We start from the raw sequence: 18,274 nt of genomic DNA, 5'->3' as shown, positions 1-18,274 counted from the left end.
GACAGGCGCGTCACTCACCGAACAGGTCCCGCTGCGCCTTCTCGACCTCGTCCGCGTAGCGGCGGTGGACAAAGCGTTCGGACAAAGTGCCGAGGACTTCACCATCCGTGCTGACCACCGCCAGGTCGTCGGCTTCCGTGCGGTCGAACGCCGCAATGACAGCGCGAACACCGGCCGACGGGTCGAGGGCGAAGTCGCTGAGCGAAGCCAGGGTCCCCACCTCCGTGTCGTCCGTCAGCCCTGGAGCGTAGAGCTTCGCCGTCTCCACGATACCGGCGTACCGCCCGGCTGCGTCGAGAAGCACCACGCTGGTTGTTGCACCCAGGGGGAAGCGCCGGCGGAACTCCGCGACCGAGGCGGAGCCCGCCAGCGTCTCTACCGAGCGCCGCATCATCTTGCCCGCGGTCAGCGCGCGGGCCCAGCCCACGTCCCGGGCACTGCGGATGTTCTCGCCACGGGTGTGGAGGCGCCAGGTCGAGAAGCTGTAGCCGAACAGCTCTCGCACAAGGGTGCTGGCGCAAAGCGCCGCCGTTACAGCGGCACCCGTCAGCACGAAGTCATGCGTGACCTCAAGCACCAGCATGGACATCGTCATCGGCCCGCCGACGATCGCAACCGCCATGGCGGCCATACCGATCAGCGCGGCGTCACCGGGGTCGACCGTCGGCAGAAACGACTGATGAGCAAGCGCGCCCGCGAACAACTGCCCGACGAGCGAGCCCATGAATAGCGAAGCGAAGAAAAGGCCGCCCCGGAAACCGAATCCCAGGGAGATGGTCGAAGCCGCCACCTTGATCACCAGCACCAGCAGGATGAGGCGCAGGCCCACCTCGGCGCCAAGGTCCATGTGGAGGGCGCCGTGCCCGGCGGACAGCGCCTGGGGCGTGATGAGCGCCAGCGGGATCAGCAGCAGCCCTCCGACCGCTGGCCGCCAGGCATCCGGAATGGCCAGGCGTCGGAAGTGGGCTTCGCAGAAGGTGACCCCGCGCATGATGGCAATTCCAATCAGCGCGCAAATGATCCCGAGCGCGGCAAAGAGCAGATAATCGGCAGTGGTAATCGCCTTCGCGCCGGGCAGGGCGATGATGTAAGGCTCCACGCCGACCAGCCGGCCAAGCAGCGTTGCGGCGATGCAGGCCGCCGCGACAGGCGCGATGGCCGCCGGCGTATAAGCGCCGATCACGATCTCGAACGCATAGAAAGCACCGGTGAGCGGCGCGCCGAACGCCGCCCCGACCGCCGCCCCCGCGCCGGCCCCGACAAGAACCCGTAAGCTGGCGCGGCGGAGCCGAAGCCATTGTCCGATCACCGACGCGAAACCGCCCCCGGCCTGAGCGTAGGCCGCCTCGAGGCCGACCGACGCACCCGCCCCATTGGAGACGATGGTCTGCGCACAGACTACCAGCGTGTCACGTACGGGAATGGCGCCGCCGTGAAGGGCGTTCGCCTCGACCACGTCGATCGGGGTCCGCCAACGCCTGCTGATCGCCCGCGTCGCATAACCGAGAAAAAGCCCGAGCAGCGGCAGCGCGAGCAGTCGCCACGGGTCGATGGACGCGGCGGCGCTGAGGCTCGCCCCGCTCAGTCCGTAGAAGAAGGATTGCAGCGAATGGGCCAGCCCGCGCTGCACCAGCATCAGCAGCCCGGCGGCGACGCCCACACCCACCGCAAGCAACACCAGCGCCGCCTCGCTCGACCGGAATATCCGCCGGAAGGAAGCGACACCCCGCTCATAGACGGGGGTGAAGGATAAGGCCGGCAGACTCACGATCGAGGCAGCCACTCCATGACGATCATCGCCAAGACGGCCAGTCCGCCGATCGCAATGGGGATGAAGCCGAGCCTGCTGCTGGGGAGGATGCTTACGCCCAAGAACATCAATCCCACGCTGCTTCCCGCCACGATGTCGCGCTTGCCGGTTCTGGTCATCTGCTGCCCGAAGTAGGAATGCCGTTCGCCCATAGGGCCAGCCAGGCGGCTCGCCAATGTCGCTGTGCGTTTCACGTTCGCTTTAGGCCGAAGCCGAACGTCCCGGCTTAAACCTAGTTCGGAGGCGCTCATTTGCAGCTTTCTGAATGAACGGCGGCTTTCGCCTACAAAGCGCCCAGGAGCGGACGGTCTGCTTCCGGCCATTTCGAGCCGGTTAGATGCGCCCAGCGCTGAGTGGCTGGAAGGGTAGAAAGCTGACGAGAGACCAAGAGGGTGCTGCTTGTCGTTGCGGCCGCTTTCGCTAAGCCGCCGCGATGCTACTTGCCGCCTTGCTTCTTGCCAGCCTGTCTCCGGCCCGTGACCGCGACGATGACGATGATCGCGAGCGTGCCAAGCCTGCGCGGGTGCATGGGCCGAAGTCGGCCGCGCCTACGGCGACCTCTGCCCGGACGCGTGACGATGATGATGACGACGACCAGCCGAAGGCCGTGCCGACACCTTCGGTCACGCTGCCGATGCAACGTCCGGCGGTTGCGCCGTCCCGGCGCCCTGACGATGATGATTCCGCAATGCCCGGTGTATCCGCCGCCGCACCGAGCAAGCCGGAACGTGACGACGAGCATGACGATGAGGAGGATGAAGGCGGCGCTCAGCCGACCACGGAAGTGGTGGTCACCGCTCGGCGGTTAGACGCCGCGCGAACGCTGATCGACGTGGGGCTGGGCGCGACGGTCACCACCCTGTCGAACGACGCGGTCGAGAACCGGCCCGGCGGTGAGACTGGCAGCATTTCTTCCATCCTTCAGCAGGTGCCCGGCGTCGGCCTTTCCGGTCGTTCGCTCACCATTCGCGGGGGCCCGGCCAACCAGGTCCGGATCAACAATGTCATCGTGCCTGAAGCGATTGCCGATCCCGCCGACCTCCTGAGTTCGCGACTGGCCGAAACCACCCGGCTCATTACCGGCACTCTCCCGGCTCAGTTCGGCTTCGCGCCGGCTGGCGTGATCAGCATCACGACGAAGGACGGCCTCTACCAGCATGGCGGCGAAGCCGAGCTCATCGCCGGCTCGGACGGGATGGTTGAGCCGGCGCTTGAATGGGCAGGCTCGGCGGGACGGACCAGCCTATTCGCGTCTGGCAGCTTGGAGCGAAGCCGAGTGCAGGTGGTGGATGCAACGGGCGCGGAGACGCGCGACCCCGCGGTGCTGCTGGAGGGTTTAGGCTTTGCCGATCATGTGATCGACAGCGACAATCGAGTGTCCCTGATCCTCGGCGGGTCGCACGAGCGGCACCGCTTCGGGCCCACATCCGTTGGCCCGGGCGAGGAGAAGGCGGGCAGCGGCTATGGCGTTGTCGCCTTGCAGCATTCGGACGGTGGCTTCACCATTCAGGCCTCGCTGTTCTTCGGGGCAAGTGGCGATAAGGCAGCGTTCCTTTGCACCAGCGAGGAACGGCGGAGTTCGTGGGGTAGCCAGATCGACGGTTCGGCTAACGTCGGCACGGAGCATCTGGTGCGCTTCGGCTTGCTGGCGACGCGTTCCACGGTGCGTCAGACAGGGAGGAGTGAAACCGGTCGGATCGCACGGACGACACTCGGCCTTTATGCGCAGGATGAATGGTCGCTGGGCGGCGGAGTGACCCTCAATCCGGGGGCTCGCGTGGAGTGGCTTGAGGGTTTGCAGCACAGGGCGGCTGTCGAGCCGCGGGCGAGCCTCGTGTGGGCACCGACAACGGGGCTGACGGCTCATGTCGGCTACGCCCGATACGCCGCCGCACCGCCGCTGGACGAACTTGCGGCGCTACCCCCGCTCGGCCGCGAAACCGACAATCTGATCGACGCCGGGCTGTCGCGGACGTGGGGACGGCTTACGGTGACGGCGGACGCCTACTGGCGCGGCGCGCGCGGGCTGCTCGTCGCGCGGAGGGTCGTAGGCTCGGCCCTTCCTGAAAGTTTCGAATTCAGGCGCGGGCGGCTGCGCGGCATCGAATTGTCGGCCAGCTATGCGCGGCGGGGAACGACCGCCTGGAGCAGCCTGTCGCTGTCGCGGGCGGACGGAAGCGGCATCATCGGTGGGGCGATCTTCCCGGCCACGACACTGGCCGCGAAGGGTGGTGGCACCGTGCCGCTCGGCACCAATCGGCCGGTGCGCCTTGCCGGAGGCTTCACGCAGCGGTTCGGCCACTTCAGTCTAGGCGCCGATACCCTGCTGTCGAGTGGAGCGGTACGTACGCTAACGCCCACCCAGCCGAACGGGTCACGCCGACCTTTTCACGCAGAGGTCGGACTGGCCGGCGTTTATCACCTGACCGTGGCGGGCAAGCCGGTGGACCTTCGGCTCGACCTCACCAACCTCACGGACAGCCATGCGCCCAGCAACGACGCTACGGCGCTGGAGGGCGACTGGACGCGGTTAGCTCGGCGCCGCGCAATTACGGTGGGGATCGAGCAGGGCTTCTAAGCCGTCAGTAATTATCTGCTTTGGGTCGAATCCGGTCGTCCGCGGCCTGGCTGAACGAGTGTCCGGAACATCGACTTAACGTCGAAAAGCAGACTGTCTGCGTTCGGCCAGATCCTGACGATAGCTGCTTGGAGGGCCCGACTCAGTCGAGCGGCAGGTTGGGGTGGAGAGCTGACTTTTGGACCGGTTGGCGTAGATTGCCGACGTGGACGCGAAAGCGAAGCTCGATTCGATGATCGACAAGTACGCGCCAGCCGTTGCTGCCGACGCACGGCACGCAATCGCTTTTCTTGAAGCCCGGATGCCGTCGGCAACGCGGCTCGTCTATGACAATTACAACGCTCTCGCGATCGGCTTCGGACCGACGGACAAGGCTTCCCAAGCGATCGTGTCCCTTGCCGTGTACCCTCGCTATGTCACCCTGTTCCTGCTGAACGGAGCCAAGCTGGACGATCCGAACAAGATTATGGAAGGAAGCGGATCCAAGGCACGGCACATCAAGCTTCGTCCTGTGTCGCTGCTCGAAAGCCCGAACGTCCTTTCGCTAATTGACGCCGCCCTGGACCAGGCCGCATCACCTTTACCCGAGAGCGGGACGGGACCGCTACTTATCAAGTCAGTCTCCGCACAGCAGCGTCCGCGACAATAAGGCCAGTCCCCGGCGAAATGTCTGCAATGGGTGGGAAGCGGACGTTCGCGCTATGACTGAATCCATCCCGGACGGCTGGAAGCGACTTCTGCGGCCGTTGTGGGCCGTATGGCGGCTGAGTCTGTTGAGTTCATTTCCACCGTGAAAAGCGTTAGCCCAACATCGTCGGTAACGGTGACACGGTAGCAATGGTGCTCCCAGTACATCTCAGGTGAGTCACGCAGAACCTCAGCAATCATCCTAACAGCGTGGCAGCGCGCCATGGGGAGAGATGCCAAGTTTGTCCCATCAATACCGGTAGATCGCATTCCCACCCCGTTGTGCATGTTAGGCCTCGGTGTCGCGGAGAGTGGATCGGTGTTGTTCCTTAGTTGACGTTTGGCGGGTTGCGGCTGACGAGCGCTGCCAAAAGCGAGGCTGAATATGGACGTGCGCCTTTACGGCCGTTTGGGGGATCTGCTCGGCAAGCAGGTTCAGCTCGATCCTCCGCCAGGCGGTTGCTCCATCGCGGAGCTGCGCGTGGAACTCGCGCGCTATTTTCCGCAGGCCGAAGCACAGTTCATGAGCCCGGGCGTGCGGGCGATCGTCGGCGACACGGTGGTGAATGAAGACAGGCACGTGTCGGTTGCCGACACGGTGGAGTTCTTCCCGCCCGTGTCCGGCGGCTGAACGATGTGGAAGGCACGTCTGGTGCTGGAGGCGTTCCATGCAGCGGACGCGCTTGCCTCCTTCGAACGGCGGCTTGGTTCGGGCGCCGGCGCGGTCGTGACCTTCACTGGCCTGGCGCGCGGGCAGGATCGCGGCGGCTCGGCCGTGCAGCGCCTGTTCCTGCAGCATCATCCCCGGCTGACCCAGCAATCCCTGGACGAGATCGCGGAAGCCGCGACACGCCGGTTCGATGTGCAGGCGGTGGAGGTGGTTCACCGCGCCGGCGGCATCGCGCCCGGCGAAGCCATCGTCTGGGTCGGTGCAGCGTCGGCTCATCGAAGGGCGGCATTCGAGGCGGCTGATTATCTGATGGACCGGCTGAAGACCGAAGCCATGTTCTGGAAGCGCGAGGATGGCCCCGGAGGCTCGACCTGGATCGAACCGACCGACCAGGATCATCAGGAACGCGCACAATGGAGTAGAGAATAGTGCCCGGACGAATAGACGAAAGCCTCCCCTTCTACCCGCTGCGCATCGCCGTCCTGACCGTGTCGGACACGCGCACCGAGGCGAACGACACATCGGGTGGTACGCTTGTCGACCGGCTGACGGGGGCAGGGCACGAGCTTGCCGGAAAGGCCATCGTCAGCGACGACGTGGACGCCATCCGGCACCAGGTTCAGGCCTGGGTGGCGGATGAAAGTGTCGACCTCATCCTCTCGACCGGGGGAACCGGCTTCTCTCCGCGCGATGTCACGCCCGAGGCGGTCAAGCCATTGTTCCGGCGCGAGATGGACGGTTTTGCTATCGTCTTCCACCAGGCGAGCCTCGGCACCGTTGGCGTGTCGACGCTTCAGTCGCGGGCCTTCGCCGGGCAGATCGAGAACACCTTTATCTTCTGCCTGCCAGGCTCCACCGGCGCTTGCCGGGACGCATGGGACCTGGTGCTGGGACTGGAACTCGACAGCCGCTATCGGCCCTGCTCCCTCGCAGGGCAGATCCCCCGGCTGCGGCACGTGTGCGCATGAGCGAGCTGACCCACCTCGACGAAAGTGGACGGGCGCGCATGGTCGACGTGTCGGGCAAGGTGCCGACCGAGCGGGTGGCGATTGCGACCGGCCAGCTCACTTGCCTTCCTGAAACGCTGGCCACGGTGCTGGCCGGTACTGCTCCCAAGGGTGCGGTGGTCCAGACGGCCGAACTTGCCGGGATCATGGCGGCCAAGCGCACTTCCGATCTCATCCCACTGTGTCATCCGCTGCCGCTCGCCAAGGTCGAGCTGCGGATTAAGGCCGTCGAGGGCCTGCCCGGGTTCAGCGTCGAAGCGGAAGTGAAGACCGTCGGCGTGACAGGCGTCGAGATGGAGGCGCTGACCGCCGTGTCGGTCGCCTGCCTGACGCTGTTCGACATGCTCAAGGCCATTGACCGCACCATGGTGATCGGTGCCGTGCAGGTCGCCAGCAAGACCGGTGGCAAGTCCGGCAGCTGGCAACGATGATCGGATTCGACGAGGCCTGGGCGCTGGCGGCCTCCGCTGGTCGGCTGCTGGGAATTGAGCGGGTTCCACTCCGGCGAGCGCACGGCCGCGTCTTGGCCGAGGCCGTGATTGCGCAAGTGCAGTCGCCGCCGGCGGACGTTTCGGCCATGGATGGCTATGCGGTGCGCGATGGCGACCTCGCCGCGCTCCCGGCCACACTACCGATCGCCGGAGAAAGCTTCGCCGGACGCCCGTTTGCGGGCGACCTTCCCCCGGGCAGCTGCTTACGCATCTTTACGGGAGCGCAGGTGCCTGCCGGGGCGGACCGGGTGGTCGTTCAAGAAACGGTGGAGCGGGACGACGACCGTGCCCGGTTTCGCAGCCCCTTATCCACGGCGCGCCACATCCGCCGCGCTGGCTCCGATTTCGCTAGAGGCGAACAATTGCTCGCGCCAGGCATGGTGCTGTCGGCGCGCGCGCTGGTGGCGGCCGCGGGCGCGGATCTGGACCGGCTGGCCGTCGCGCGGCAGCCGAGAATCCTCTTGCTCAGTACCGGTGACGAGCTGGTGGAGCCCGGAACCGCCCGCAACAGCAAGCATGCCATTCCCGAGAGCGTCAGTTTCGGGGTCGCGGCCCTGGCCGAGGAATGGGGCGGTCATTGCGAAGGCGCCATCCGCCTGCCGGACGACCTGCAGGTCATGGAAGAAGCCGCGCCAGGCGCACTGGCCCAAGCCGATCTGGTCGTGGTCACCGGTGGGGCTTCGGTTGGCGAGAAAGACTTCGCCAAGACGATGTTCGCCGCCTCGGGGCTGGAGCTCATCTTCTCGAAAGTGGCGATCAAGCCCGGCAAGCCGGTTTGGCTGGGCCGCGCGCGAGGCCGGCTGGTGCTCGGTCTGCCCGGCAATCCCACGTCCGCACTGGTGACGGCGCGGTTGTTCCTCGCCCCATTGCTGTGCGCTCTGACCGGACGCGACCCGGCGGACGCCCTCGCCTGGCGAGGGATGGCCTTGGGCCATGAGCTGGAGGCCACAGGCGATCGCGAGACCTTCTCACGCGGCTTCGCAAAAGGCGACACCGTGCACCTGTTCGGGCATCAGGACTCGAGCGCGCAGCACGTGTTGGCGAAGGCCGATCTCCTGGTCCGGCGCCCGCCCGGGCGCGATCCGATTGCGTCAGGCAGCCGGGTCGACGTTCTAGACTTCTGATCGAAGCCGGCGCTCGGCCTCGGCCAGGTCGGCCGGCGTGTTGACGTTGACAAAGGCCTCCTCGGGCCAGTCGACGAGCACCATGCCCGCGTCCTGCGCCAGCCCCTTGAGCGAGCGACGGCCCGCCGCGCGGTAGGATGCTAAACGGTCGAGCACGCCCACCGACCACAAGGCGCAGACCGGGTGCAATTGCCCGTCGCTCTCCGCCATCGCGACCGCTTCGTCGCCAATCGCGGCCTGGAGCCGGGACAATAGGTCGTCAGGCAAGAACGGGACGTCGCAGGGCAGTGTCAGGACATGCGTCCGACCGGTTCGGCGCGCTTCGCGAAGGGCGTTGGCGAGGCCTGCCAACGGACCCCAAACATCCGGGTCGTCGAGCAGGATCGGTACGCCCGGATTGGGCACCTGCTCCGGCGTGCGAAGGGCAAGCCGGACCTCGTCCGACCAGTGCCGTGCCCGGCGCAGCGCACGATCGACCAGCGTCTCGCCGCCAAGCAGGCGGAGCGGCTTCTCCCCGCCCATTCGGCGCCCCTCTCCGCCGGCCAGCACTACGATCAACGGCGCCATCGGGCATTCTTTTCCTTGCACGGAGGGGCTGCACTTTGAGGCAGATCATCAGCCTGCCGCTGCATCACCTCTAGGACGGGCTCACCAACAACATAACAGACCGGGTGGGGACCCCAACATGCCAGAGTTCAAGAGCGTCATGGTCGCCGGGTTTCCATTGCTCATGTTCGCCACCGCAGCCACCGCGGCACCGGCGGTGCAGGTCAAACCGATCGTGGACGCCCGATTGCGCTACGAGGATGTCGATCAGGGAACGCTGAACGCTGATGCGCTCACTCTTCGCGTGCGGGCGGGTGTCGAGGCCAGGGCCGGGATCGTCAGCATTCTGGCCGAAGGCGAGAGCACAATTGCACCCATCGCCAAGTACAACGCCTTTCCATTCGCCATCGCCGACGAGCAGCGGCGCCCGCAATATGCCGGCATTTCGGATCCGAGGAACCTGGAGCTGAACCGGCTGCAACTGCAGCTTAAGAAAGACGCCAACGCGCTGACCATCGGACGGCAGCGGATCAACCTCGACGACCAGCGCTGGGTGGGTTCGGTCGGGTGGCGGCAGAATGAGCAGACCTTCGACGCGGTCCGAGGCGAGGCCAAGCTTGGGCCGGCCAACGTCGACGTTACCTATGCGACAAAGCAGCGGACGATCTTCGGAGGGGACGCGGGTCCACGAACGGCTTACGACGGTCACTTCCTCTTCGCTGGTGCTGGCGGCAAGGTCGGGCCCTTGCAGGGCAAGTTGTTTGCCTACCTGATCGATTACGACGAAGCCTTTTTCTTCGCCAACTCGAACCAGACCTATGGCGGTTTCCTGACGACCTCAGTGCCGCTGAGCCACAAGGTGAAGCTCAATCTGCGCGCCAGCTATGCGCGGCAATCGAACTACAAGTCGAACCCGTTCCGTTATGCCGCCGATTACGTCGCGGTGGAGGCAGGCACCACGCTGGCCAAGTTCAACCTCGCGGCGGGTTATGAGAAGCTGGGCAGCGACAATGGCTGGGCGGTTCAGACCCCGATGGCGACCCTGCACAAGTTCAATGGCTGGGCCGACCTGTTCTTGACCACGCCCGCCAACGGGCTGCAGGACGCCTACGTGACCGTCGCACGCAAGTTCGACGGGGTGAAGGCGCTTCCGGGGCTGACCCTCGCCGCCGCCTACCACCGCTTCGACAGCGACCAGGGCAGGCTACGCTACGGGCATGAGTTCGACGCCTCGCTGGGCTTCAAGCTGGGCAAGGTGGGCCTGCTGGCGAAATATGCCAATTACGACGCCCGCGACTTCGGCGTCGATACTCGCAAGGTCTGGCTTCAGGCGGAATGGGCCTTCTGACGGAAGGCAAGCGAGCCGGCGAGGGGCGGTGGCGAAAGCGACGATAGCGATCGATCAGCCCCTCGAACGACACGCTCTCAATGGGCGCACTGGTGACTGAGCCGCTTGCGCATTACCGTCTCGATGAACGCATAGCCGGGATCATCTGCCCGCTGCATGTTGCCGACAATGCTGGTCCAGCTTTCGCCGTCCTCGGCTGACATGAAACGCTGGATGGTGTCCGCGATGTAGTCGGGGGAGGACATGCCCTTCGCTTCCGCGTCGGCGGCAATCCGTGCCGCAAGCTCCGGGTCCTTGCCCGCGATCTCGTCGGCGAACGGGCCTTGCGCGTGCATCACCTGCTTGACGAGGGTCCCAAGCAGCATGGCTATTGCACCAGCGGGCTATCGGCGCCCGCAAGCTCGATGCCTTCGATCCGTGCCTGCCCGGCAAGCAACTGAAGATATTGCGCCACCGCCCGACGCTTGGAGGTCTTGCGCAGGTGAGCGCGAACCCAGGCCTCGACCTGCTCCAGCGGCAGGGTCTTGCCGGGCGCCCGGCGGTCGAGCCGAAGGATGTGAAGCCCATGGCGGCTGGCGATAGGGGCAGGGGCGATCGTGCCGGGCTCCATGGTGCTCAGCGCCTGTTCCAGCTCAGGGTTGGTGTCGCCGCGGCTGACCTGGCCAAGCAACCCGCCACTGTCCTTCGAAGAGCAGGACGAATGCGCCCGGGCCAGGTCGCCGAACCGGGACGGATTGGCCAGCACCTCGGCCAGCACCGCTTCCGCCTTGATGCGCGCCTTCTCCCGTGCCGGCGCATCGTCCTTCCGCGCCGGGAAGAAGATGTGCGCGGCCTCGTACAGGGCGGGCGTGGTGAAGCGCAGTCCGTTGCGCCGATAATAGCGTTCCACTTCCTCGTTCGTGGGATCGGGCGAGCGGACCTCGGTCTCGATGAGTCCGGCGAGCAAGGCCTCTTCCTCCTCGCCGGCGAGCCCCAGGCTGGCTGCGCGCTGCAGGAGCAATTCACGGACGACCAGGGCGGTCGCGGCGGACTGCTCCGCTTCCTCTTTGGTAGGAGCGGGGTGATGCTGGATTTCACGAGCGACGGTATCGTCGCCGATCGAAACTCCGTTGACGCGGATCACTGCTTCAAACTCCTCAGGCGGCCTTGCGCCGGGCAGGCGCGGGCGCATGGCGGCGGGGTTGCGGGGGCACATAGGCGGGCAGGTCGCCATCCTCCTGCTCCACTACCTGCCGCGCCTTGGTGCGCACGACCTGGTAGCGGCGGCCTGCATAGCTCAGCGGGGCGCTCCACACGTGCACGAGGCGCGTGAAGGGGAAGACGAGGAACAGGGTAAAGCCGATGAACATGTGCAGCTTGAACACCACCGGCACGCCGGCAATCAGGGCCGGGTCCGGCCGAAGCGTCACGATGCCCTGCACGTAGTTCATGAACTGCACCATCATGTGCCCATCCATGTGGCCAAGGCTCAGCGGGATGGTCAGCAGGCCAAGCGACAGCTGCACGAACAACAGGCCAAGCACCGCGATATCGCTGAAGCTCGAGGTCTTGCGGATGCGCGGGTCGGTCAAGCGGCGATGCAGCAGGAGCAGAAGGCCAATCATCGCGGCCGTGCCGCAAATGCCGCCGGCGACGATCGCCAGCCCCTGCTTGAAGCTGTGGCTGACGCCCATCGCGTCGAACACGGCGACTGGGGTCAGCAGGCCGACAGCATGGCCGCCGAGGATGCCCAGGATGCCGACGTGGAATAGGATCGAGCCCCATACGAGCTGCTTGCGGCGGAGGAACTGGCTCGACTTGGAGCGCCAGCCATATTGGTCGACGTCGAAGCGGATCAGGCTGCCGAACAGGAACACCGCCAGCGCGATGTACGGGTAGACTCCGAACAGCGCATTGTGAACATAAAGACCCATCACGCAGCTTCCCTTCCAATCTCGGCCGCACGCTTGCGGGCCAGATCGCCGGCATAGGCGCAGTCGTTCATGGCCGCTCCCGCACCGAAGGTGACCGGGTCTTCCGCCCATTGGGCGTCAAGCTCGTCGAGGGTCTTGGGGTCCTCGGGCTCGCCGACCAGGATGGCGTCGACCTCGGCCGTGTCCGCGGCCTTGGTCGACAGCGATACCAGCGCGCCGAGCAGCGCGGCATAAGGGGATTCCCGCTCTTCGAGGCGGATGCGAAGCGCTTCGACGATTTCCACCGCTTCGCCGAGATAACGGCGAGCGGCGGCCTCGGGCACCTGGCTCAGGAATTCGCAGAACAGCGGCAGATAATCCGGCATCTCGGAGGCTGCGAGTTCGAACCCGTTCATTCGATAGGTCAGCGCGAGGTCGACCATCGCCTGACCGCGATCACGGCTTTCGCCATAGCTATGCTCGTGCAGGTGAAGCGCGAGCCGCTTGGAACGGTCGAAAAGGGACACCCAATATTCCTGCAGGTCCATGATGTCGGTGGTCCGCAGCCTCTCGATGAACGCGCCGACATCGATGAGGTCGGCGGCTGGCAAGGCTTGCTCCGCGATCAGCGCCTGCTCGATCTCATCCGCGGCCGCCTGCATCTGCTCGGTCGGATAGTCGAGCAGTGCGCCCAATGCCTTGAAGCTGATCATGCGGCCCTCCGCGGGTTGGGCAGGCCACCATTGCCGGCCTTCTTCGGCTTGCCGAAAAGATTGAGGGTGGTCCGGCTGTCGCCGCAGCCGTCGCCGAAGCTGAAGCCGCAGCCGCCCTTCATCTCGTAGGCGTGTTCGCTGATTTCGCGATGCGCCGTCGGGATGACGAACCGGTCCTCGTAGTCGGCCAGCGCAAGATAGCGATACATCTCGAGGACCTGCGCCTCGGTCAGGTCCGCCTGGTCCAGTACGTCGGTGTTCGTGCGATGCTCGACCTCGCGGTCGCGCATGAAGATGCGCATGGCGAACATCTTCTTGAGCGCGGAAACGACCGGCGCTTCCTTGCCCGCCGTCAGCAGGTTGGCGAGATATTTCACCGGCACCCGCAGGCTTTCGATCTCCGGGATCTGGCGGTCGAAGCCGATGTGCCCGCGCTCCGCTGCATTCTGGATCGGCGACAGCGGCGGCACGTACCAGACCATCGGCAGCGTGCGATATTCCGGGTGGAGCGGGAAGGCGATCTTCCAGTCGATCGCCATCTTGTAGATGGGGCTGATCTTCGCCGCCTCGATCCAGTTGTCCTGGATGCCATCCTTGCGGGCCTGAGCGATCACGGCCGGATCGTTTGGATCGAGGAACAGCTCCAGCTGCTTCTCGTAGAGATCCTGCTCATCCTGTGTGGACGCCATCTCCTCGATGCGGTCAGCATCGTAGAGGATGACACCGAGGTAGCGGATGCGGCCGACGCAGGTTTCCGAACAGACGGTCGGCTGGCCGGCCTCGATCCGCGGGTAACAGAAGATGCACTTCTCCGCCTTGCCCGACTTCCAGTTGTAATAGATCTTCTTGTAGGGGCAGCCAGAGATGCACATCCGCCAGCCGCGGCACTTGTCCTGATCGATGAGGACGATGCCGTCCTCTTCCCGCTTGTAGATCGACCCGGACGGGCAGGCCGCCACGCAGGTCGGGTTGAGGCAGTGCTCGCACAGCCTCGGCAGGTAGAACATGAAGGTCTTCTCGAACTGGCCGTAGATGTCCTTTTCGATGTCCTCGAAGTTCTTGTCCTTCTTCCGCTTGTCGAACTCGCCGCCCAGGATCTCCTCCCAGTTTGGGCCCCATTCGATCTTCTCCATCCGCTCACCGGTGATCAGCGAGCGCGGTCGCGCGGTCGGGAAGGTTTTCATCTCCGGCGCGGACTGCAGGTGGTCGTAGTCGAAGGTGAAGGGCTCGTAATAATCGTCGATCTCGGGCAGGTCAGGGTTGGCGAAGATGTTCGCCAGCACCCGGAAGCGCGAACCGATGCGGGGTTCGATCTTGCCGTCGGCCTTGCGCTTCCACCCGCCGTTCCACTTGTCCTGGTTCTCCCATTCCTTGGGAAAACCGATGCCCGGCTTGGTCTCGACGTTGTTGAACCAGGCGTATTCGACGCCTTCCCGGCTGGTCCAGACGTTCTTGCAGGTGACAGAGCACGTGTGGCAGCCGATGCACTTGTCGAGGTTCAGGACCATCGCGACCTGGGCACGAATCTTCATGATGCTTACTCCCGGAGCTCAGGCAGCGACCGACGGCGAGGCGGGCTCGTCCATCCAGTCGACCTTCGCCATCTTGCGGATCACGACGAACTCGTCGCGGTTGGCACCGACAGTACCGTAGTAGTTGAAGCCGTAGGCCTGGTGGGCGTAGCCGCCGATCATGTGCGTCGGCTTGGTGATCGTGCGGGTCACCGAGTTGTGAATGCCGCCGCGCGCTCCGGTGATCTCCGATCCGGGCACGTTCACGATCTTTTCCTGCGCATGGTACATCATGCACATGCCGCTGGGCACGCGCTGGCTGACCACCGCCCGGGCACATAGCGCGCCGTTGGAGTTGAACGCCTCCATCCAGTCGTTGTCGACGATCCCGGCGCCCTTGGCATCCTCCTCCGAAATCCACACCACCGGGCCGCCGCGGTTGAGCGTCAGCATCAGCAGATTGTCGGAATAGGTCGAGTGGATGCCCCATTTCTGGTGCGGGGTAATAAAGTTCAGCACCAGCTCCGAATTGCCGTTGCCCCTCTTGCCCAGCACGGGGGCGATGACCTTGGTGTCGATCGGCGGCTTGTAGGTGGTGAACCCCTCGCCGAAAGCCCGCATCCAGGCATGGTCCTGATAGAGCTGTTGCCGGCCTGTCAGGGTGCGCCAGGGGATCAGCTCGTGCACGTTGGTCCAGCCCGCGTTGTAGCTGACGCTCTCGCTCTCGATGCCCGACCAAGTCGGCGAAGAGATGATCTTGCGCGGCTGGGCCTGCACGTCGCGGTAGCGGATCTTCTCGTCTTCACGGGTCCGCGCCAGGTGGGCGTGCTCCCGGCCGGTGAACTCCGACAAGGCTTCCCAGGCCTTGACCGCCACTTCGCCGTTGGTCTCGGGCGCCAGGCTCAGCACGACTTCGCAAGCGTCGATGTCGCTGTCGATCCGGGGCATCCCCTTGGAGACGCCCTCTTCGGAAACCGTTCCGTTCAGGCGCCCGAGGAAGTCGAGCTCGTGGTCGGTGTTCCAGTTGATGCCCTTGCCGCCGTTGCCGAGCTTGCCGAGCAGCGGTCCAAGGGAGGTGAACTTCTTGAACGTCGCCGGATAGTCACGTTCCACCGTGACCACCGCCGGCATGGTCTTGCCGGGCAGGGGATCGCACTCGCCCTTCTTCCAGTCCTTGACGTCGAGCGGCTGGCCCAGCTCACCGGGCGTGTCGTGCTGCAGCGGCACGAGCACCACGTCCGTCTCCTTGCCCAAGTGACCTTCGCACGCTTCGGAAAAGCTCTTCGCGATGCCCTTGAAGATGTCCCAGTCGCTGCGCGCGCCCCAGGCCGGGTCCACCGCCTTGGACAGCGGGTGGATGAAGGGGTGCATGTCCGAGGTGTTGAGGTCGTTCTTCTCGTACCAGGTCGCGGTCGGAAGGACGATGTCGGCGTAGACGGCGGTGGTCGACATGCGGAAGTCGATGGTGACCAGCAGGTCCAGCTTTCCTTCGGGAGCGTCCTTGTGGAACACGACCTCCGTCGGCAGTTGCGCGCCTTCCTGACCCAGGTCCTTGCCCTGCACACCATGCTGCGTGCCGAGCAGGTGCTTGAGGAAATACTCATGCCCCTTGCCCGACGAGCCGAGCAGGTTCGACCGCCACACGAACAGGTTGCGTGGGAAGTTCTTGGGATTGTCCGGGTTTTCGCAGCTCAGCTTGAGCTCGCCGGACTTAAGCTGGCGGGCGACCTTGGTGCCGGCTGCCTCGTCCTTGAGGTTGCGGCCGATCTCCAGCGGGTTCGTTTCCAGCTGCGGCGCGGAGGGCAGCCAGCCCATCCGCTCGGCCCGGACGTTGAAGTCGATCATCGTGCCGGACACGTCGACATCGCTGGTCGGCGACGCGATCTCTGACGTTGCCAGTTTCTCGTAACGCCACTGGTCGGTGTGCGCGTAGAAATAGCTCGTCGCGTTCATCTGCCGCGGCGGGCGGTGCCAGTCGAGGGCGAAGGCGAGGGGCGCCCAGCCGGTCTGGGGGCGAAGCTTCTCCTGCCCGACATAATGCGACCAGCCGCCGCCCGACTGGCCGACGCATCCGCAGAACACCAGCATGTTGATGATCCCGCGGTAGATCATGTCCATGTGGTACCAGTGGTTCACACCGGCCCCGAGGATGATCATCGACTTGCCGTTGGTCTTCTCGGCGTTGGACGCGAAGTCGCGGGCGGTGGCGATGATCTGGTCGCGCGGCACGCCCGTGATCTGCTCGGCCCAGGCCGGCGTGTAGGGTGTGTCGTCGTCAAAGTCCTTGGCCGCCAGGCCGCCGAAGCCCCGATCGACGCCGTAGTGCGCGATCAGCAGGTCGTAGACGGACGCGACCAGCGTCTCGCCTTCGACCAGTTGAAGCTTCTTCACCGGCACCTTGCGGCGCAGCACGTCGCCGTGCGTGGTGGAGGTGAAATAAGGGCTCTGCGGGCCTGACCCGAAGTAAGGGAAATCGACCTCCGCGAGCTCGTCTGCCCGCTCCTTCAGGCCGAGTGCGAGCTTGACCTCACGCCCATCCTTCCCGTCGCGACTTTCGAGGTTCCATTTGCCCTTTTCACCCCAGCGGAAGCCGATCGAGCCGAGCGGAGAAACAATCTCGCCGCTCTCCTCGTCGATCGCGACGGTCTTCCACTCGGCGTTGTTGGTCTCATCGAGGGAGCCGTCGAAGTCCGACGCGCGGACAAAGCGTTCCGGCACATAGCCGTCGCCGCGCTCCACCAGGCGGACCAGCATCGGCATGTCGGAGTAACGGCGGCAGTAATCGTCGAAGTAGGCCGCCGTCCGATCGACGTGGAATTCCTTGAGAATGACGTGGCCCATGGCCATCGCCAGGGCGCTGTCGGTGCCCTGCTTGGGCGCCATCCACAGGTCGGCGAACTTGGATGCCTCTGAATAATCGGGGCACACGACCACCGACTTCGCGCCCTTGTAACGGACCTCCGTGTAGAAATGCGCGTCGGGCGTGCGGGTCTGGGGCACGTTCGAACCCCACAGCATCAGGAAGGTCGAATTGTACCAGTCCGCGCTCTCGGGGACGTCCGTCTGCTCGCCCCAGGTCTGCGGGCTTGACGCCGGAAGGTCGCAATACCAGTCGTAGAATGACAGCGGGGTACCACCGATCAGCGACAGGTAGCGGGCGCCCGCCGCATAGCTGATCATCGACATGGCGGGGATCGGCGAGAAGCCGGCGACCCGGTCGGGGCCATAGGTCTTGGTGGTGTAGACGTTGGCGGCGCCGATGATCTCGTTCGCTTCCTCCCAGGTCGCGCGGACGAAGCCGCCCATGCCACGCGCCTTCTTGTACTCGGCGGACTTGACCGGGTCCTCGACGATGGCTTTCCAGGCGAGCACCGGATCCGGCTGCTCGCCTCTAACCGTGCGCCACATCTTCAGCAGCCGCTTGCGGATCATCGGGTGCTTCACCCGGTTCGCGCTATACAGGTACCAGCTGTAGCTCGCCCCGCGGGCGCAGCCGCGCGGCTCGTGGTTGGGAAGGCCCGGGCGGGTACGCGGATAGTCGGTCTGCTGGGTCTCCCAGGTGACGATCCCGTCCTTGACGTAGATCTTCCACGAACAGCTGCCGGTGCAATTCACGCCATGCGTTGAGCGTACGATCTTGTCGTGGCTCCAGCGTCCGCGATAGCCGTCCTCCCAGCTGCGATCCTCATTGGTGACCACGCCGTGGTTGTTGGAGAAGGTCCCCACGTTCTTCCGGAGGAAGGTCAGGCGGTCCAGGAAATGGCTCATGTACGTCCCCACTCGGAAGTCGAAATCGCGATTGTTTCGCGCCGCTTCTATGAGCATGAAGGGCTAGGCCCGTTGATCTGGATCACCGATACGGAAATGTCCCTATCAGCGGTCCGGCCTGGCTTTCCG

18 protein-coding genes are annotated in these 18,274 nt (G+C 65.1%); 9 read left to right on the top strand and 9 right to left on the bottom strand.

Features of this window, described 5'->3' with window-relative positions; all coding sequences use genetic code 11:
- Positions 1–10 precede the first annotated feature (10 nt).
- Entirely contained in the window at positions 11–1,768 is a 1,758-nt protein-coding gene (locus M8312_RS08260; RefSeq protein ID WP_250117240.1) for a chloride channel protein, read from the bottom strand.
- Positions 1,769–1,786: 18 nt separating this feature from the next.
- Between M8312_RS08260 and M8312_RS08255 the strand changes: the two genes are divergently transcribed.
- From M8312_RS08255 to M8312_RS08245, 3 genes are all read left to right on the top strand, one after another.
- Positions 1,787–1,945 carry a hypothetical protein gene (locus tag M8312_RS08255; RefSeq protein WP_250117239.1) on the top strand — a complete coding sequence of 53 codons (159 nt, stop codon included), beginning with the start codon at positions 1,787–1,789 and terminating at the stop codon, positions 1,943–1,945.
- 298 nt (positions 1,946–2,243) lie between these two features.
- Positions 2,244–4,388 carry a TonB-dependent receptor plug domain-containing protein gene (locus M8312_RS08250; protein WP_250117238.1) on the top strand — a complete coding sequence of 715 codons (2,145 nt, stop codon included), beginning with the start codon at positions 2,244–2,246 and terminating at the stop codon, positions 4,386–4,388.
- Between the two features lie 232 nt (positions 4,389–4,620).
- On the top strand, positions 4,621–5,037 hold the full coding sequence (locus M8312_RS08245) for a hypothetical protein (protein ID WP_250117237.1): 417 nt from the start codon (positions 4,621–4,623) through the stop codon (positions 5,035–5,037).
- A gap of 50 nt (positions 5,038–5,087) precedes the next feature.
- Here M8312_RS08245 and M8312_RS14515 read toward each other — a convergent pair whose 3' ends face one another.
- Positions 5,088–5,363 carry a DUF6894 family protein gene (locus M8312_RS14515; RefSeq protein WP_502957398.1) on the bottom strand — a complete coding sequence of 92 codons (276 nt, stop codon included), beginning with the start codon at positions 5,361–5,363 and terminating at the stop codon, positions 5,088–5,090.
- 97 nt (positions 5,364–5,460) lie between these two features.
- Here M8312_RS14515 and M8312_RS08240 point away from each other — a divergent pair, with 97 nt between their 5' ends.
- From M8312_RS08240 to M8312_RS08220, 5 genes are read left to right on the top strand one after another with little or no spacing between them, the layout of a single operon-like run.
- Positions 5,461–5,706: a MoaD/ThiS family protein gene (locus M8312_RS08240; RefSeq protein ID WP_250117236.1), complete on the top strand. Its 246-nt coding sequence runs from the start codon at positions 5,461–5,463 to the stop codon at positions 5,704–5,706.
- A 3-nt stretch (positions 5,707–5,709) separates the two neighbouring features.
- On the top strand, positions 5,710–6,174 hold the full coding sequence (locus M8312_RS08235) for a molybdenum cofactor biosynthesis protein MoaE (protein WP_250117235.1): 465 nt from the start codon (positions 5,710–5,712) through the stop codon (positions 6,172–6,174).
- The gene (moaB, locus tag M8312_RS08230; protein WP_250117234.1) at positions 6,174–6,713 is read left to right on the top strand and encodes a molybdenum cofactor biosynthesis protein B; all 540 of its coding nucleotides are present in this window, start codon (positions 6,174–6,176) and stop codon (positions 6,711–6,713) included. The genes M8312_RS08235 and moaB overlap by 1 nt, the downstream gene beginning before the upstream one ends.
- Positions 6,710–7,183 (top strand): cyclic pyranopterin monophosphate synthase MoaC, encoded by a 474-nt coding sequence (gene moaC, locus M8312_RS08225; RefSeq protein ID WP_250117233.1) that lies wholly within the window; start codon positions 6,710–6,712, stop codon positions 7,181–7,183. Before moaB ends, moaC begins: the two co-directional genes overlap by 4 nt.
- On the top strand, positions 7,180–8,367 hold the full coding sequence (locus tag M8312_RS08220; RefSeq protein WP_250117232.1) for a molybdopterin molybdotransferase MoeA: 1,188 nt from the start codon (positions 7,180–7,182) through the stop codon (positions 8,365–8,367). The genes moaC and M8312_RS08220 overlap by 4 nt, the downstream gene beginning before the upstream one ends.
- Here M8312_RS08220 and mobA read toward each other — a convergent pair.
- Positions 8,356–8,934, bottom strand: coding sequence for a molybdenum cofactor guanylyltransferase (gene mobA, locus M8312_RS08215; protein ID WP_250117231.1), 579 nt, complete (start codon positions 8,932–8,934; stop codon positions 8,356–8,358). The two genes, M8312_RS08220 and mobA, sit on opposite strands and share 12 nt — an antisense overlap.
- Before the next feature lie 118 nt (positions 8,935–9,052).
- Here mobA and M8312_RS08210 point away from each other — a divergent pair, with 118 nt between their 5' ends.
- On the top strand, positions 9,053–10,261 hold the full coding sequence (locus M8312_RS08210; RefSeq protein WP_250117230.1) for an alginate export family protein: 1,209 nt from the start codon (positions 9,053–9,055) through the stop codon (positions 10,259–10,261).
- Positions 10,262–10,338: 77 nt separating this feature from the next.
- Here the strand turns inward: M8312_RS08210 and M8312_RS08205 are convergent, their stop codons facing one another.
- From M8312_RS08205 to M8312_RS08180, 6 genes are read right to left on the bottom strand one after another with little or no spacing between them, the layout of a single operon-like run.
- Complete coding sequence (locus M8312_RS08205; RefSeq protein ID WP_250117229.1) at positions 10,339–10,626, bottom strand: hypothetical protein; 288 nt, start codon at positions 10,624–10,626, stop codon at positions 10,339–10,341.
- A 2-nt stretch (positions 10,627–10,628) separates the two neighbouring features.
- On the bottom strand, positions 10,629–11,384 hold the full coding sequence (locus M8312_RS08200; protein WP_250117228.1) for a peptidylprolyl isomerase: 756 nt from the start codon (positions 11,382–11,384) through the stop codon (positions 10,629–10,631).
- A 13-nt stretch (positions 11,385–11,397) separates the two neighbouring features.
- Positions 11,398–12,174, bottom strand: coding sequence for a respiratory nitrate reductase subunit gamma (gene narI / locus M8312_RS08195; RefSeq protein WP_250119742.1), 777 nt, complete (start codon positions 12,172–12,174; stop codon positions 11,398–11,400).
- Positions 12,174–12,866, bottom strand: a complete 693-nt coding sequence (gene narJ, locus M8312_RS08190) for a nitrate reductase molybdenum cofactor assembly chaperone (RefSeq protein ID WP_250117227.1) — start codon at positions 12,864–12,866, stop codon at positions 12,174–12,176. The genes narI and narJ overlap by 1 nt, the downstream gene beginning before the upstream one ends.
- Positions 12,863–14,398: a nitrate reductase subunit beta gene (gene narH, locus M8312_RS08185; RefSeq protein ID WP_250117226.1), complete on the bottom strand. Its 1,536-nt coding sequence runs from the start codon at positions 14,396–14,398 to the stop codon at positions 12,863–12,865. The genes narJ and narH overlap by 4 nt, the downstream gene beginning before the upstream one ends.
- An 18-nt stretch (positions 14,399–14,416) precedes the next feature.
- Entirely contained in the window at positions 14,417–18,145 is a 3,729-nt protein-coding gene (locus M8312_RS08180) for a nitrate reductase subunit alpha (RefSeq protein WP_250117225.1), read from the bottom strand.
- Positions 18,146–18,274 lie beyond the last annotated feature (129 nt).

This window comes from Sphingomonas sp. KRR8 (assembly GCF_023559245.1).
Classification (GTDB): domain Bacteria; phylum Pseudomonadota; class Alphaproteobacteria; order Sphingomonadales; family Sphingomonadaceae; genus Sphingomicrobium.
Note: the sequence above shows the minus strand (reverse complement) of the source record. Positions and strands in the feature narration are given on the sequence as shown.

Bases quoted from the DNA above. Each gene is read 5' to 3' on its own strand.
- narI (WP_250119742.1), bottom strand. From the start codon at position 12,174: ATGGGTCTTTATGTTCACAATGCGCTGTTCGGAGTCTACCCGTACATC.
- M8312_RS08205 (WP_250117229.1), bottom strand. From the start codon at position 10,626: ATGCTGCTTGGGACCCTCGTCAAGCAGGTGATGCACGCGCAAGGCCCG.
- narH (WP_250117226.1), bottom strand. From the start codon at position 14,398: ATGAAGATTCGTGCCCAGGTCGCGATGGTCCTGAACCTCGACAAGTGC.
- M8312_RS14515 (WP_502957398.1), bottom strand. From the start codon at position 5,363: ATGCACAACGGGGTGGGAATGCGATCTACCGGTATTGATGGGACAAAC.
- M8312_RS08210 (WP_250117230.1), top strand. From the start codon at position 9,053: ATGCCAGAGTTCAAGAGCGTCATGGTCGCCGGGTTTCCATTGCTCATG.
- moaC (WP_250117233.1), top strand. From the start codon at position 6,710: ATGAGCGAGCTGACCCACCTCGACGAAAGTGGACGGGCGCGCATGGTC.
- M8312_RS08255 (WP_250117239.1), top strand. From the start codon at position 1,787: ATGACGATCATCGCCAAGACGGCCAGTCCGCCGATCGCAATGGGGATG.
- M8312_RS08180 (WP_250117225.1), bottom strand. From the start codon at position 18,145: ATGAGCCATTTCCTGGACCGCCTGACCTTCCTCCGGAAGAACGTGGGG.
- mobA (WP_250117231.1), bottom strand. From the start codon at position 8,934: ATGGCGCCGTTGATCGTAGTGCTGGCCGGCGGAGAGGGGCGCCGAATG.
- M8312_RS08245 (WP_250117237.1), top strand. From the start codon at position 4,621: ATGATCGACAAGTACGCGCCAGCCGTTGCTGCCGACGCACGGCACGCA.
- narJ (WP_250117227.1), bottom strand. From the start codon at position 12,866: ATGATCAGCTTCAAGGCATTGGGCGCACTGCTCGACTATCCGACCGAG.
- M8312_RS08220 (WP_250117232.1), top strand. From the start codon at position 7,180: ATGATCGGATTCGACGAGGCCTGGGCGCTGGCGGCCTCCGCTGGTCGG.
- M8312_RS08235 (WP_250117235.1), top strand. From the start codon at position 5,710: ATGTGGAAGGCACGTCTGGTGCTGGAGGCGTTCCATGCAGCGGACGCG.
- M8312_RS08240 (WP_250117236.1), top strand. From the start codon at position 5,461: ATGGACGTGCGCCTTTACGGCCGTTTGGGGGATCTGCTCGGCAAGCAG.
- M8312_RS08250 (WP_250117238.1), top strand. From the start codon at position 2,244: ATGCTACTTGCCGCCTTGCTTCTTGCCAGCCTGTCTCCGGCCCGTGAC.